Here is a 15614-nt window from a genome sequence, read left to right on the forward strand (position 1 = left end):
GTGTCCGTCGCGTGCCCGACCACTGGAGATCGGCGGCGCCCCGCCCGCGCGAATGTCGGTGCGTCGCGTCGATCCGTGGGGCGAACGTCCCACCGGAGACGAAGGAGAAGATGATGGATTCCCAGTTCGACACGGTCGTTGCCGCGTACGAGCGCAGCATGGACGAGATGCCGTTTCGCGAACATGTCGAGGCGTTCAGTTTCCTGAAGGCGGTCGGTGAGGTCGCCGCGTGCGACGTGCTCGACCTCGGCTGCGGCAGCGGGCTGTACGCGCGCCGTTTGTGCCACGCGGGGGCGATCCGGGTGCTGGGCATGGACGAGTCGAGCGCCATGGTCGAGCACGCCCGCCGGCGCGAGGAGCGCGAGGGGTTGGGTGTGGAGTACCTGGCGGCGGACGCCACCGATCCGGCCACCGGCGCGCTGCCGGGCATCGCCGGGAGGTTCGACGTGGTCACGGCCGTATACGTGTTGCCCTACGCGCCCACCCGCGCGGCGTTGGACGGCTTCTGTGCCACCGCGCGGCGGGCGCTGCGCGCGGAGGGAGGGCGATTCGTGGCCGCGGTCCTCAATCCCGAGTTCTCCACGGATCCCGAGTGGTATCGCGACTACGGCATGTCGCTGAGTGCGCGACCGTCGCCGGTGGAGGGCACTCCGGGGCACCTGCGGGCGTGGGTCGGGCCGGACGTCCTGGAGTTGGATTTCTTCCGCTGGTCGAGGGCGGCGCACGAACAGGCCCTGGCGGCGGCGGGATTCGACCGGATCACCTGGATCCGTCCGACCGTGTCCGAGCAGGGCCGCGCGAGGTACGGGGAGGCGTTCTGGGCCAACTACCTGGCCTGCCCGCACGCGTTGATCGTGGACGCCCAGGCGGGACCGCGCGACGAACCCCCCGTCGACGCCCCGGCGAAGAGCATCGATTCCGCAACGGACAAGTGAAGAGAGAGGTTGTCCCCATGAAGTCGACGACCACGGGCCGGGCACCCCACCGCCCCCTGACGCGTGTTCCGCACGATGGCGCGGCCCCGTCGGATCGGGTCGATCCCGGCGGGTTCCGGGTGGAGGGGCTCGATCTGCACAGTCATCGCCTGTCCGACCGCCACGGCACGGTCGTGCTGGGTCTGTCGCCGTACAACTCCTTCTACTCCACGCAGACCGTGACCGCGCTGTGTCGGGACGCCGCAGCTTCCTTCGACGACGTGCACGTCCTCCTCCCGGGGGCGCCCGAGACGGCCCTGCGCCAGATCTGCGCCGGGAAACCGCCGCGGCGGGCCGTCCTACGTTCCAAGAGGGTCATCCACAACATGCGCAACGTGGCGCGCCGCACCCTGGCCGAATGCGGGGTCTCGGACACGGATTCCCGGGTCCACGTGATGACCCGTTTCGCCGGGCATCCGCGCTACCGGGAGATCCGGGGCCGTGTCGAGGCCGCGTATCGCACCTGTGCGCCGATGCGCAACGCGGTGCACACGATGACCCGCGCGGCCCTGACCGGCTTCGTCGATGCCGAGCCCACTCCGGCGCAGATGGAGGCGAACGCACGCTACATCTTCGCCGAGGCCCCGCTGTTGCTCGACGCGCCCGCCGTGTTGGGGTGCGATCGCGCGCTGTTCGTGTACCACCGCCGCGTGCCCCTGTACGACGTGGTGGCCGGCGGCCGGGTCCCCGGCCTCGACGTCGGACCCGGACACGTCCTGTCGGTGTTGACCGACGAGCGGGATCACCCCACCCCCGAGACGAGGCAGGACCGATGACCACGATTCCCGAGGACCTGGTCTGGCCGGACTCGTTCCCCAACCGCGGCCACGGCCTGCCTCCGGAGATGTTCGATCTCCTGCGGCGGGAGCGTCCGGTGGCCCGGGTGGAGTTCCCCTCCGGGCACCGGGCGTGGCTGGTGACCCGCCGCGCCGACATCACCATGATCGGTTCCAGTCGGCGGTTCTCGCGCGACATGACGTGTCCCGGTGGGCACCGCATCGCCGGAGACGACTTCAACAGCGTGCCGGGCGGCATCTTCAACCTCGATCCCCCGGCCCACACCGCGGTCCGGCGCGTCGTCCAGCCGTTCTTCAATCCCGCCGCCGCGGTGGCCCTCGAACCTGCCGTCGCCGCGGCCGCGCTCGACCTGGTCACCACGCTGCGGGACGGACCCAACCCGGCCGACCTGCACCGTGCGTACGCACACCCGCTCGCCGCGACAATGGCGTGCGACCTCATGCGGGTGGCCCCGCGGCAGCGCCGCAAGATCGTGCCCCGTCTGCGTTCCCAGGTCGACTACAGCACCGCGCCCGCACGTATCGAGACCTCGACCCGGTGGATGCTCGACTTCGCCGCCGAGGTCATCGACGCCAAGAGCGCCGACCTCAAGGACGAGCGGGAGGCGCGGGACCCCGTGGAGGCGTTGATCCGGGCACGCCGCGACGGGACGATCACCCGCGAGCAATTGCACGCGACGGTGATGTACCTGTTCGTCACCTCGGCCGAACCGGTCACGGGGCCGGTGACCACGGGCGTCTACACCCTGCTGCGGCACGGCGAGCAACTCGCCCGCCTACGGCGCGACCCGGCGCTGTGGCCCACCGCGGTCGCCGAGCTCCTGCGCCTGCACCACAACGGCATGACCTCGATGCCGCGCGTCGCACTGACCGACACACAGCTGCACGGTGTGCTCATCCGGGCCGGCGACGCCGTCGTCACCCCCTGGGTGGCCGCGACCTGGGACCCCGAACACTACGCACAGCCCGAGCGGTTCCGCCTCGACCGAAGCACGCGGGAGGATCCGGCCGTCACCTTCGGCACCGGCCCCCACTTCTGCCTCGGCGTCAACGTCGCCCGGATGTACCTGAAGACCGCGCTCTCGACCCTGTTCCAGCATCTGCCGGACCTGGCCCTGGCCGCCAAACACGAGGACATCGCCTGGGAACCGGATACCTACTTGTTCACCCGACCCGTGGAACTGCCGATCACCTGGTCCTGAGTCGGCCGTGCCGGGGGTCGGCGGGCCGTCGGCGGCCGGTCGGCGATGCACACCCGTGACGAACGCCGGTCGCGGGCCCGGCCTCGGACGTCGCCGGCGTGGCGGTCATGGCACCACGACACAACCAATCGTATGGTTGCTTCATGGAAGACCCCCGCACCCCGACTCGCCCACCCGGGCGCCATCGCCGCCCGGCCGTCCCCCAGCCCACCGACGACGAGACGCGCTTCCCGGCCGACGCCCCCGCGCACGTCCGGGATCGGCAAAAGCCACCTCCGGCGCCGCCGGACGTCGCGGAAGGAGGGCACGTGATGTCACCCGGTGCGTGACGACCGTTGCGTGAACCGCGGCGCGGACGGAAGATGCGGTCAGGCCGCACGGGTGGCACGCGGACCGGGGGGATGTATGCCCAAGCGCGAACCCAACACACAACTGGCCGCGCTGCTGACCGAGATCGGGTGGAGCGCCGGCGACCTCGCCCGCAGGGTCAACGCGGCCGGCGCCGCACACGGGGTTCGGTTGAGGTACGACCGCACGGCGGTGGCGCACTGGCTCGGCGGAACGCGCCCTCGCCACCCCGTCCCCGCGCTGGTCGCCTCCGTCCTCAGTCACGGCAGCGGGCGGTCGATATCACCGGAGGAGATCGGGTTGACGCCCGTCCCCGCACCCGGACCACTCGTCCGGCGCCGCCGACCCGAAGCGGTCGACGCCGCGCAATGCCTGCGAGACCTGTGCCGGGCCGACCTCGACCCCACCCGTCACGCCGCGCTGGCCCGCAGCGTCTACTCCCCCACCGCAGTCGACGGGCGGGCGTCCGCGTCTCGTGCGCCGACGAATCCACCTCGCCTCGTCGGCCGGGTCGACGCCGGCCGCGCGGCCTCGCGCACCGCACGCGAACTGACGCAGACGTTCGCCGACCTCTCGGCCCGCCACGGCGGCCGACGGATCCGGGCCTGGCTCGCCCTCTACCTCGCCCGGGACGCCGGACACCTGCCCGCCGCCTCGGATTCGCCCCGACTGCACGCACAACTGCTCGTCGACGTCGCGCAACTGACCCACCTGCTCGCCGAAACGACGGCGGACTCCGGTCACCCGGGGCTGGCCCGCGCCTACTTCGAGATCGCCCTCGACCTCGCCGACGAAGCCGACGACGACCGCATGCACGCCATCACACTGCGCGCGATGAGCGTCCAGGCCATGCGCCTGGGACACCACGAACACGCCTTCCGCCTGGCCGACGCCGCGGTGGAGCGCGCGGGCACCGCCCCCGACGCCGCCGTCCTGGCGTTCCTGCTCACCCAACGCGCCCACAGCGGCGCCATCATCGGACGAAGGCACCGGGCCAGAGCGGATCTGCGGGCAGCCGAACACCACCACGACCGGTCCACGGCCCTGCCCGGCCCGTTCACCTCGTACACCCCCGCCGCGCGACACTTCCGCAGCGGCCAGGCGCTGCGGGCCCTCGGCGAAATCCCCAACGCCATCGCCTGTCTCGAGGCCGCCCGAAGCCGCGGCCCCCTCAACCGGCGGGCGACCGCACTCACCGAGGCCACCCTCGCCGAAACCCTGGCCGACATCGGACACCTCGAAGCGGCCTGCGCCCACTGGAACGTCTTCCTCGACCTGCGCCCCCATCTGGACTCCGCCGAGATCGAACGAGCCCGCGCCCGCATGCACGAAGCGCTGCACCGCTTTCCGCACCAACGCGACTGCACCCGCCTGCGACAACGCGAACAAGCCCTGGAGTCCCCCACCGCGTCGAGGTCCGCCCCACCCCGAGCCGACGCCGCACCCGGGCATTCGGCAACGACCTGACCCACCCCCGGGGCATCACCGTCTCCTCGTCCCGCTCCAACGCACGTCGGGCGGACCGCTGTCGCGACCATCTCGGGCAGTACCCGCACCGCATCCGAGGCGTCGGTGCCGGGGGCGGGGATCGGCCACCGGAACACCAACGACGACTGGGTGTCGAACCCCGAGGCCGTGTCCTTCGACAAGTGCTGATCGCCAGGAGCCGGCGCGCGAAGTCGCGGCGGGGCGGATCGCAGCGCTCGACGCGTTGGGGATGCGCCGGACATGGCGGTGCGTGCGACGGAAGGGCCGGCCCGATTCCTGGGGCCGGCCCTCCCTGCCCGCCCCCGTTCACGAAAGCGCTCAAGCCGGTCCATCAGGCTCCGACCGAGACGGATGGGCGCTCGCGGAGGAGGCCGGGTACGGCGGTATCGCCGCCTATGCCGAAGAGTTGCGCAGACGGCGCGACCGGTCGATGGGCCGGTGGGCCGGTTCGAGCGCCTGGGGCGGCCGATGTCCGGGCGGGCGCCGGTGGCCGGGGCCGGTTGTCAGGCGATGCGGCGGTTGAGGCGACTGTGGTAGCGGACGGCTGAGACGATTCCGTCGGCCTTTTGCACGAAGCCGACGAGGGGGCCCGGTGTCCCGTCGTCGGAGAGTGTGATCAGGCAGTCGGGTCCGGCGAGCGCGACCCGGTCCGCGCCCTCCAACTCGATGACGTACCCGCCCTCGCGGATGGTCGCGCCGTTCGCGACGATCGCCATCTCGCCGTGGCGCGAGCCGGGGACGATCGAGATGGTGCCGTAGAAGCCGCAGTCGTACGTTCCCCGCAACGCGGACGCCAGATCGGCGGGTATCGGCGCCGCGCTCGGGGTTGCGCGGGAGACGCCCGCGGCGTCCAGAATGGTCTTCTCCACTTCGCTCACGATCCCCCCGCCGTGCAGTGAATTGGTCAGGACCGCGTAGGACAGGCCAACCGAGGGCATGAGCACCATTCGGGAGGCGTATCCGATGGTCAGACCGCTGTGTGAGACGACCCGGTGACCGCCGAGTTCGTCGAGGTGCCAGGCCAAACCGATGTCGTGGCCTTGGATACCCTGGCCGGCCAGCGGCTCGAACAGCCGCCGGGGAGCAGCGTCGGAGAGCGACCACGCGGCGTACCGCAGCAGGTCGGCGACGTTGGAGATCACCCCGCCGCCCGGTACGTCCCAGCCGGGGAGTTGCCAGTGGCGTTGCCAACCGCGGTCGATCAGGAGTTCCGCGGAGCCGTCGGCGGCGCGGCCGTGTGGCGCGGCCACGCGGTGGAAGATCGCCTCGTCGGCCGAGGTGCCGGTGATCTCCATCCCGGCCGGGCCGATCACCAGTTCGCGCAACAGATCGGCGTAGGGGCGACCGGTCGCGCGCTCGACCGCGGCGGCGGCCAGCATGATGCCTGGGCCGCTGTAGGTGAAGTCCGTCCCCGGCTCGAACATCAGCGGCTGGTGGATGAAGTGTCGTAGGGATGCCTGGATACTGTCGTCGCAGTGGTCGGCGAGTATCCGGGGCGCGTCGGCGATCATGTTCTGTGCGTCGATGCCGGACGTGTGCGTGATCGTGTGGCGCAGGGTGATGCGCTCGTCGATGCCCGAGCCGGCGTCGAACAACGGCGCGACGGGTGAGTCGAGGTCCAGGGCGCCTTGCTCCAGCAGACGGCCGATGACGGCACCGAGCAGCGTTTTGGAGATCGATCCCACCTGGAACAGGGTGTGGGGATCGACCGCGATCGGGTGGGCCACGTTGGTGACGCCGTAGCCGGTCGTCAGTGTCCGCCCGTCGAGGGTGACTCCCACCGCGACACCGGGGACGTGGTGCTGCGCGATCAGTTCCGGGACAACGGCATCGAGCCGGGCGTGCAGGTCGGTCACGGCGGCTTCTCCTTGGATGGGGGTTCGTCGCGCTGCCATGGCGTGGGTCATGCCCCGACGGCCGTGCGGCTGCGGGGGTCCAGTTGGTCACGAAGGGCGTCGCCGAGCAGGTTGAACGCGAGCACGAGCGCTACGAACGCCAGCGCGGGATACGCCGCGAGCCATGGCTCGGTGAGCATGTACTGCTGCGCGGTCGAGAGCATGCTGCCGAAGTCGGCGTCCGGGGGCGCGACGCCGAAGCCCAGGAAACTGAGTGCCGCGTAGGCGCCTTCGGCGGTGGACAGGTTGATCGCGGTCATGATGATCAACGGCGAGCTGATGTTCGGCAGGACGTGGCGGTACATGATCCACCACCGGCCGCGACCGCACAGCCGGGCCGCGTCGATGTAGCTGCGTCCGGAGACTTCGATGGTCGCTCCCCGGGCGATCCGGGCGAAGCGGGGAATGATGACCAGCCCGATGGCGAGTGCCGCGTTGAGGAGGCCGCTGCCCGCGATCGCCAGTACGAGGATGGCGAGGAGGTATTCCGGGATCGCGAACAGCAGATCGATGATGCGCGAGAGCACCCCGTCGGTGATCCCGCGCAGGAAGCCCGCGGCGGTCCCGATCACGGTTCCCACCACGATCGCGAACCCGACCGCTGTGAGGGCGGCTTGGATGGCGGGGCGGGCGGCGGTGATCACCCGGGAGAACTGGTCGCGGCCCAGCGCGTCGGTGCCGAACAGGTGGCTGCCGGAGGGTCCCTGGAGTCGTGGTCCGACGTTGAGCTCGTTCGGTGAGTAGGGGGTGATCGCCGATCCGAGGATCGCCGCGAGTACGTAGAGCACGAGTACGACGAGGGCCGTGTTGGCGAAGACGCCGCGGATCGGCCGGCGGCGACCCGCCGCGCTGCTTCCCTTGGTGCCGGGAGGCGGGTCGGACGCTGCGGTGGACGCCGTGTCGGAGGGTACGGCGGAGGCCGGAATCGAAGTCATGGCGAAGTCCTAGGTGCGCGCGATACGACGGTCGATGAGCGGGAGCACGAGGTCGACGACGAGGTTGCCCAGGATGAACGCCGCGGCGAGCACCAGCGCTTGACCTGTCACCTGGGTGAAGTCGCGCAGCTTGATGGAGTCGAGAATGCCGCGGCCGAGGCCCGGCAGGCTGAAGATCTGTTCGACGATGAAGAGCCCGCCGACCAGGAGTCCGAAGATCATGCCGATCAACGTGAGTACGGGGGGCAGTGCCGCGCGGAGGCCGTACAGATAGGTGACGCGCCATTCGGCGATGCCGTTGCTGCGCGCGGTCGAGGTGTACGGCGCGGACAGCACTTCGAGCATGGAGGATCGGGTCATCTGCATGATCAGTGGCGCGGTGGGGACGCCCACGGCCAATGCCGGCAGCAGCATGGTTTGCAGGTTCGCGATCAGGCCGTCGCTGATGGGGATGTAGCTCGGTGAGTACAGATTCGTGAAGTAGTGCGTGGCGATGTAGAGCGCGAACGCACCGGATACGAAGGCGGGAAAGGCGAACGCGATCAGCAGTGGCAGCCGTACGAGCCATACCCGGGCGCTGCGTGCGCGGGTGGCGACGTACACGCCGGCGGGAATGCCGACGGCGATGGCGATCAGCAGGCCCATGAGCGCCAGTTCGAACGAGACGGGGGCCTGCTGAAGGATCACGTCGCGGTTGGCCTGGCCGGAGTAGGGCGAGGTGCCGAAGTCGCCGCGGATGGCGTCGCCCAGCCAGCTCAGGTACTGCTCGAAGACCGGTCGGTCGAGGTGGAGCGAATGTCTGATGTTCTCGAGCGTCTCCGGCCCCGCCTTCGGGCCCGCGATCAGCAGTGCCGGATCCCCGGGGGTGAGGGCGCGGCCGGCCATGAACACCAGTGCGGAGAGCACCAGGAGGACGGCCAGCGCGCCGGTCAGCTTGCGTATCGTGTAGATGATCATCGGACCGCCTCGCTCGAGGTCGACGAGACCGTGGTGAGCACCCCGGGCTTGATGCAGCGGACGAAGTGGTCGGGGCGTTCCTCCACCAGGGCGGGCAACGCCTCCCGGCACCGGGCCTCGACCGCGGGACACCGGGCGGCGAACCGGCAACCCGTGGGCGGATCGACGGCGCTGGGAGGTTCGCCTTCGAGGACGATGCGCCGCACGCCGGCCTCGGCGTCGCCGGGGAGGCGGGGTTCGGTGGAGCGCAGAGCCACCGAATACGGGTGCAGCAACCCGGTGTCGAAGTCGGTGGCCGGGGCGATCTCGACCAGTTGTCCGAGGTACATCACCGCGACCCGGTCGCTGAACCTGCGGACGGCCCGCAGGTCGTGGGAGATGAACACGTAGGCGACGCCGGTGCGTTCCTGGAGCCGCTCCAGCAGTTCCAACACCTGGGTCTGCAAGGACGCGTCCAGCGCGGTGACGGCTTCGTCGAGCAGGATCAGCTCCGGTTTGGCGACCACCGCGCGTGCCACGCATACCCGCTGTTGTTGTCCACCGGACAACTCGTGGGGATAGCGGTCGGCATACTCCTCGGTGAGACCGACTTCCTCGAGGGCCTCGAGAAGGCGCCGGTCTCGTGTGGCCCGGTCGACGCCGGGAAGGGCTTCGGCGATGCTCTGGCGCACGGTCATGCGCGGGTCCAGTGCACTGGCCGGATCCTGGAACACCGCCTGGACCACGCCGCGGGCGTCCGGGGTGCCGGCGACGGCGGCGGCGCCTCCGACGTGGACGGTACCGACGTCGGGTCGTTCCAGTCCCAGGATCACCCGCCCCAGGGTCGATTTTCCGCACCCGGACTCCCCGACGATTCCCAGGGTTCGGCCGGCGTCCAGGCTCAGGCTCACGGAGTCCACGGCGTGGATGTGGCGAGGGGGGCCACCGAGCCTGGCCCGGCGAGCCTTGAAGTACTTGCGCACGTCTTCGACCCGTAGCACGCGGCGGGGGGCGCCCGCCGCCGTCGGTCTGGTCATGCGGTCTCCCGTGGGTGAGCGCGGTGAGCCTTCGGCTCGCCGCGGACGGCTGCGAGCAGCGACGCCGTGTATTCGTGGCGGGGGTTGGTCAGGACGTCGGCCACCGGGCCCTGTTCGACGATCCGGCCCCGGTACATCACCATCACCTGCGTGCACAGCTCACTGACGATGCCCATGTCGTGAGTGATCAGCAGCAGTGACATCCGCGCGGTCGTGACGCGCTCTCGCAACAACTCGACGATCTGGGCCTGCACCGTGGTGTCGAGCGCGGTCGTCGGCTCGTCGGCTATCAGCAACTGCGGCCGATTGATCAGCGCCATCGCGATCATCACGCGCTGACGCATCCCGCCGGAGAGTTCGTGGGGGAAGCTTCGACGCTTCACCGCGACGTCGGGCAGTCCGACCTTGCCGAGGATCTCCTCGGCGATGGCGATCGCCTCGGCCTTGGACACCTTGCGGTGGGCGCGGACGATGTCGGTCAACTGCCTGCCGATGGTGAACACCGGGTTGAGGCTCGCCAGGGGATTCTGCGGTACTCGTGCGATGCGCGTCGAGCGGATCCTGCGCAGCTCGGCCGCGTCGAGGGAGAGGATGTCACTCCCGCCGAGCGAGATCGAACCGGACGAGACACGCGCGTTGTCGGGCAGCGTTCGCAACACCGCCGCTGCCAGGGTCGACTTGCCCGATCCGGATTCGCCGACCAGGCCGAGGCGTTCGCCGGGGGCCAACGCGAAGTCGGCCCCGGCAACGGCGACGGTGTCCCGGCCGCCGCGCCGATAGCTGATGGTGAGGTTACGCACGGACAGGGTCGCCGCGGTGGGCGTGCCTGGTTGGGTCTGCACGATGGTCATCGCGCTACTCCTTCGTCACGTCGGCCAGGAAGGCGCGGCTCTGACTCGGTGGCACCGCCACGTGGGCGAGGGTGTCGCGGTAGCCGGCGAACATGTCGAGGGCCAGCAGGGTGACGGTCGGGTAGACGAGCGTCGCCTCGTGCTCGGCGATCTTCACCAGGTTCCGTTGGAACACGGGCTGCTCCACGGCGCCCCGGGCGTCGTCGATCAGTTGTTGCAGCGAGGGCGGGGTCGGTCCCTGTCGGCCCTCGGCGGGAAGGACGTACTGAAGCGAATTCGGGTAGTACGACTGGGCGTTCCACGACAGGTCGTAGTCCGGTTTGGTCAGTTTGGCGCCCCAGGCGGCCGGTTCCAGGGGCAGTAGCTTGACCTTGATCCCGACGCGGGCGAGCTGATCCTGCATCAGGGTCATCATGTTGTCGGTGCCCGGGTCATAGCCGCTGATGTACATCAGGGTCGTCGCGAAGCCCTGTGGGAAGCCGGCCTGGGTCAGCAGTTCCTTGGCTCGGGCCGGGTCGGGGCCCGAGTTGGGAAGCTGATCGACCGTCGGCGCCCACGTGGCCGAGGGGAAGTAGCCGCTCGGCCGGGCGCCGCCGCGGTAGGCGCCGTCGGCCAGTTCCCTGCGGTCGATGGACAGCGCCACCGCCTGCCGCACGAGCGGGTTGTCGAGTGGTTTGCTCAGGTTGTTCACCTGCAGGAAGATCGTCGAATCGGTCTCGACCCTGTCGAGGATCACGTCGCGGCGGCCCTTGAGCGCACCGGCGCTCGCCGTGTCGGGGAACATCAGATCGATCTTGTCGGCCTGGAGGTTCGCCACCTGGGTGGCGATGTTGGGGATGTACAGCACCGAGAGTGCGGGCGCTGCCGTCTTGCGGCCCCAGTAGTCCTCGTTGCGCTCGAGTTGCAGACGGCTGTTGGCGCGGTATGACGTCTGCTTCCACGGCCCGGTTCCCACCATGGTGACGGCCGAGTTGGTCGTCGTCGCGGCACGCCGACTCATGATCGCGCACCCCCAGACCAGGGGATTGGCCATGTTGTTGATAAAGCCGGCGTCGGGCTTTCCCAGGGTGAATTCGACCGTTGCGTCGTCGATTTCCCTGACGCTTTTCAACGTCGGGAAAACTTCGTCGGCGATACCGGTCGGGCTTTTGCGCAGCCGGTCGAAGGAATAGACGACATCATCGGCCGTGAGCGGGTCGCCGTTGCCGAAGCGAACCCCTGGGCGCAGCGTGAACGTGTAGGTCAGGCCGTCCGGGGATCCGCGGTATCCGGTGGCGAGGGCGGGTTCGACCCGACCGTCGGCGGTCGTGGTGTACAGGCACTCGTACGAGAGTTGCCAGGCGAAACGGTCGGCGTACAGGCCGGAACCCTGCGGGTCCAAAGTGCTGGGCGCGGTGGTCTCGCCCACCACCAGGCCGTCGGCTCGCGCACTGTCGGCCACCGGAGCGGAGCAGGCCGAGAAGGAGAGGGCGGTTGCGACGAAGCACACGAAACTCGTCACGAAGCCGCGTCGGCGCACTGGGGGCATTCGATCCTCACTTCACCGGCGCCGGGGGGCGCGGTTCGATCGGGAGGGTATTCTGCAATGCAAAACGGGCCTTTGCATTGCATCGGTGTGACTATATTCCGAAGCGCGAATTGCGCAATAGCGACGAGCGAAAGGAGATGCGATTCGGAAGACGATCGGCCTCTCCCGGGGCGGCGGCGATCCACTCGGCGCTCTGCCCGGCACCCGACCCGGCCCTGCACGGCGGGTGGTTGCGGCCCGCGGCCCCGAACAGCCACGTGTGGCGGACATCTTGATCCGCATCGGGCGCGTTGTCCAGACGGGCCCACCCATCGGACACGACGGTGGCTCGTTCGCGCGTGCCGGCGACGGCACCGGGGCGGAGCCCGACCGCTGCTTGTCCGCGGCCGACGCGCCGAGGCCCGCCGACCTCCGCCGCGGCCGGCGCGGTCAGCGCGTCGGGGCCTGCGGAACGTATGACGCAGGAACGTGCCCGAGCGGTGGCGCCGTTGGTGGAAGCGGCCGCCGGGGAAGTCTCGCGGCGATGGGGAGGACGGCGATGAGCGCGGACGCCTCGGGGTAGCGGACCGACCCCGCCGCCGACGTCGGAGGCGGGGTCGGCAGGCTGCCGAAGCGGAAGGGCGCCGCTGCGATCACCGGTCCGCGATCCGGTCGCTGCTCGTTGTGGTGTCTCGCGCACCCAGGGTCGGCAGCCGTGCGGCGGCGCTGACCAGGAACAGGTCGAGCGTGAGCGGATAGGCGCTGCCCTCCAGGCATGCCACCAGCGGCCCGGCGACGGCCGCGATGTGCGGATGTGTGTCCGCGGTCAGTCGCCCGTACGTGTCCCGCCACATCTCACGGTCCGCACGGTGCGCGGCCGGCGGCAGGGCGAGCGTCGCGCTGTCCAACGCCGCGAACGCCAGGCTCAGATCGACCAGAGCGCGGTACATCCGCACGGCCTCCGCGGGCGGGAAGCCCGCCGTGCGGAGCACGCCCAGGAACGCCTCGATCGTCGCCGCCTCGTTGGGGCGCCCGGTGATCCGACTCGCCGCCAGAACCGCGGCCTGCGGGTGGGCGAGATAGGCCGAGTGCAGGCGCAGCCCCAGGTCACGCAGGTCGGCCTGCCACGCGCCGGTCGCCCGCCACCCCTGGATCGCCTGCCCGATCAGCTCGTCCGCGATGGCCAGGATCAGGTCGTCCGTACCCCGGAAGTACCGGTACAGCGTGCTGGGGTCGGCGCCCAGCGCCGCGCCCAGACGGCGCACGGTGAGCCCCGTATCGCCGTGGTGTCCGAGCAGGCGCAGCGCGGTCTCCACGATGAGCCGCTCCGAGAGCACCACACCCTGCTTGGTCGAGCGCCGTCGCCGTCGCGCGGCTTCCGGCACCACCGGCTTGGCCATGTCCGCCCACCTCGTCCCGAATCGGGCGGGTCTCCTCGCCCTGGACCGCACCTTATGCCAACACCATTGACCTTAGAGGTGAAGCCGCGTTTGTATCTGCTTCCCGACCCGGACGCCCCTGCGCCGCAGTGGACGAATGGATGCGGGTCTCGCTTGTCGGAGGGCGGTGCCATCACCCCGATCGCCGCCCGCCGTTCGTTGCCCGACCGCACGGTGGTCGCCGACCACGACCTTGTCCGCGCTCGATCCAAGACCCGGCTTCGGTTCGACGAAGGGCTCCTTCCGCAGGAGCCGCCCTGCCTTCGCCACCCGGCCGCGGCCAACTCCACGCACTCGCCTCCTGCCCCCGCGACCCTCGTCGGTCCGCCGCCCACCCGCTACAGCCCTTCACACGGAAGCAGGAACAATCCCCATGACCGAGACCCGACCCCGGCCGCGACCCTCCGCCGCCCGCGCCGCCGGCACGGCGGACCGGGCCGATCTGGTCCTCACCGGTGGCCCGGTCTTCACCGGCGACGCCGCCCGCTCGTGGACCGACGCCGTGGCCGTGCGCGAGGGAAGGATCGTCGCGGTCGGCGCCCGAGCGGCGCGCGCCCTCACCGACCGGCATACCGAGGTGATCGACCTCGCGGGTCGCCTGCTGACCCCCGGCTTCGTCGACGCGCACGCACATCCCGTATTCGGCGGCCTCGAACATGCCCGGTGCGATCTGCTCGCCGCCGTCGACCGCACGGAATCAGCCCGCCTGGTGGCCGAGTACGCCGAACGTTGGCCCGAACGCCCGTGGATCGTGGGCGGCGGCTGGTCGACGGAGCACCTTCCCTCCGGAACACCCCATCGAGCGATCCTCGACGGGGTGGTCCCCGACCGCCCCGTGTTTCTCGTCGCCCGCGACCGCCACGGCGCATGGGTCAACAGCCGCGCCCTGGAATTCGCCGGCATCGACCGCCACACCCGCGACCCCGTCGACGGCCGCATCGACCGCGACCACACGGGCGAACCCACGGGGATCCTGCACGAAGGCGCCGCCGGCCTCGTCGCACGGCACCTGCCCCCGGTCACCGAACGCGAATACGAAGCGGCCCTTCTCGAAGGTCAGCGCCACCTCCACTCCGTGGGCGTCACGAGTTGGCAGGACGCACTGATCGGCGAATACCTCGGCTATCCCGACCCGTTCGCCACGTACCTGAGTCTGGCCCGCTCCGGTCGATTGACCGGCCGGGTCACCGGCGCCCTGTGGTGGGATCGCGAACGCGGCGTGGAACAGCTGCCCGAACTCGTCGAGCGGCGCGACGTCGGCCGAGTGGGTCGCTTCCGCGCCACGTCGGTCAAGGTCATGCAGGACGGCGTGTGCGAGAACTTCACCGCCGCGCTCCTCGCCCCCTATCTGCGACCTCCGGGACAGACCCACGGCCACGCCGCGGGAACCGGGCACAGCTTCCTCACCCCCGACGAACTCGACCGCGCCGTGACCGCGCTGGACGGCGCCGGCTTCCAGGTCCACTTCCACACCATCGGCGACCGCGCCGTGCGCGAGGCCCTCGACGCGATCGAGGTCGCCGAGATCGCCCGCGCCACAGGCGACTCGCCCTCTTCGCACGATCACGGCCACCGCGGCGACAACCGGCACCATCTGGCGCACATCCAACTCGTGCACCCCGACGACGTCCCGCGCTTTCGCCGACTGCGCGCCGCCGCCAACATGCAAGCGCTGTGGGCGGTGAGCGACGAGACGATGACGGAACTGACCATCCCCTTCCTCGGCGACGAACGAGCCTCCCGGCAGTACGCGTTCGGGGCCCTGCGGGCAGCCGGCGCAACCCTGGTCGCGGGCAGCGACTGGCCCGTCTCCAGCGCCGACCCACTCGCCGGAATCCACGTCGCGGTCAACCGCACCATCCCGGGCACGACCAACGACCGGCCCTTCCTCCCGGATCAACGCCTGCTCCTGGCCGACGCACTATCCGCCTATACGGCCGCCGGAGCCTGGGTCAACCACCTCGACCAGGTGACCGGCACCATCGCCCCGGGCAAGTACGCCGACCTCGTCGTCCTCGACCGCAACCCCTTCGAGGCCCCCGCCGAGGAGATCGCCGAGGCACGGGTCGACCTGACCCTCGTCGAGGGCGCTCGCGTGTACGAACGCGAGGGCGCGCGGTGACGAGTGGAAAGCCCGTTGCCCGCCGGGCCTCTTCGAAGGCCCCGTGCGACCGGTGCTACTCCGCGGGCTCGTCGGTCGGATCG

The 15614-nt window shown here is 70.5% G+C and carries 12 protein-coding genes; 5 read left to right on the forward strand and 7 right to left on the reverse strand.

The window, feature by feature from the left end; all coding sequences use genetic code 11:
* The first annotated feature begins 110 nt into the window (after positions 1-110).
* From B4N89_RS36140 to B4N89_RS36155, 4 genes are all read left to right on the forward strand, one after another.
* Entirely contained in the window at positions 111-935 is an 825-nt protein-coding gene (locus B4N89_RS36140; protein WP_161500937.1) for a class I SAM-dependent methyltransferase, read from the forward strand.
* Between the two features lie 17 nt (positions 936-952).
* Complete coding sequence (locus B4N89_RS36145) at positions 953-1750, forward strand: tRNA-dependent cyclodipeptide synthase (RefSeq protein WP_078980815.1); 798 nt, start codon at positions 953-955, stop codon at positions 1748-1750.
* Complete coding sequence (locus tag B4N89_RS36150) at positions 1747-2973, forward strand: cytochrome P450 (protein ID WP_078980816.1); 1227 nt, start codon at positions 1747-1749, stop codon at positions 2971-2973. Before B4N89_RS36145 ends, B4N89_RS36150 begins: the two co-directional genes overlap by 4 nt.
* A 405-nt stretch (positions 2974-3378) precedes the next feature.
* Positions 3379-4788, forward strand: coding sequence for a hypothetical protein (locus B4N89_RS36155; protein WP_078980817.1), 1410 nt, complete (start codon positions 3379-3381; stop codon positions 4786-4788).
* A gap of 524 nt (positions 4789-5312) precedes the next feature.
* Here B4N89_RS36155 and B4N89_RS36160 read toward each other — a convergent pair.
* The 7 genes from B4N89_RS36160 to B4N89_RS36190 form a co-directional block, all read right to left on the reverse strand.
* Positions 5313-6665, reverse strand: coding sequence for a serine hydrolase domain-containing protein (locus B4N89_RS36160; RefSeq protein WP_161500938.1), 1353 nt, complete (start codon positions 6663-6665; stop codon positions 5313-5315).
* A gap of 47 nt (positions 6666-6712) precedes the next feature.
* Positions 6713-7639, reverse strand: coding sequence for an ABC transporter permease (locus B4N89_RS36165; protein ID WP_078980819.1), 927 nt, complete (start codon positions 7637-7639; stop codon positions 6713-6715).
* A 9-nt stretch (positions 7640-7648) separates the two neighbouring features.
* Positions 7649-8596, reverse strand: a complete 948-nt coding sequence (locus B4N89_RS36170; RefSeq protein ID WP_078980820.1) for an ABC transporter permease — start codon at positions 8594-8596, stop codon at positions 7649-7651.
* Positions 8593-9612 (reverse strand): oligopeptide/dipeptide ABC transporter ATP-binding protein, encoded by a 1020-nt coding sequence (locus B4N89_RS36175; protein ID WP_078980821.1) that lies wholly within the window; start codon positions 9610-9612, stop codon positions 8593-8595. Before B4N89_RS36175 ends, B4N89_RS36170 begins: the two co-directional genes overlap by 4 nt.
* Complete coding sequence (locus tag B4N89_RS36180) at positions 9609-10463, reverse strand: ABC transporter ATP-binding protein (RefSeq protein WP_078980822.1); 855 nt, start codon at positions 10461-10463, stop codon at positions 9609-9611. Before B4N89_RS36180 ends, B4N89_RS36175 begins: the two co-directional genes overlap by 4 nt.
* A 4-nt stretch (positions 10464-10467) precedes the next feature.
* Positions 10468-11964 carry an ABC transporter substrate-binding protein gene (locus B4N89_RS36185; RefSeq protein ID WP_161500939.1) on the reverse strand — a complete coding sequence of 499 codons (1497 nt, stop codon included), beginning with the start codon at positions 11962-11964 and terminating at the stop codon, positions 10468-10470.
* Positions 11965-12623: 659 nt separating this feature from the next.
* Positions 12624-13370, reverse strand: coding sequence for a TetR/AcrR family transcriptional regulator (locus B4N89_RS36190; RefSeq protein ID WP_078980824.1), 747 nt, complete (start codon positions 13368-13370; stop codon positions 12624-12626).
* A gap of 412 nt (positions 13371-13782) precedes the next feature.
* Between B4N89_RS36190 and B4N89_RS36195 the strand changes: the two genes are divergently transcribed.
* On the forward strand, positions 13783-15531 hold the full coding sequence (locus B4N89_RS36195) for an amidohydrolase (RefSeq protein ID WP_078980825.1): 1749 nt from the start codon (positions 13783-13785) through the stop codon (positions 15529-15531).
* Positions 15532-15614 lie beyond the last annotated feature (83 nt).

It is taken from the genome of Embleya scabrispora (assembly GCF_002024165.1).
GTDB classification, from domain to species: Bacteria; Actinomycetota; Actinomycetes; order Streptomycetales; family Streptomycetaceae; genus Embleya; species Embleya scabrispora_A.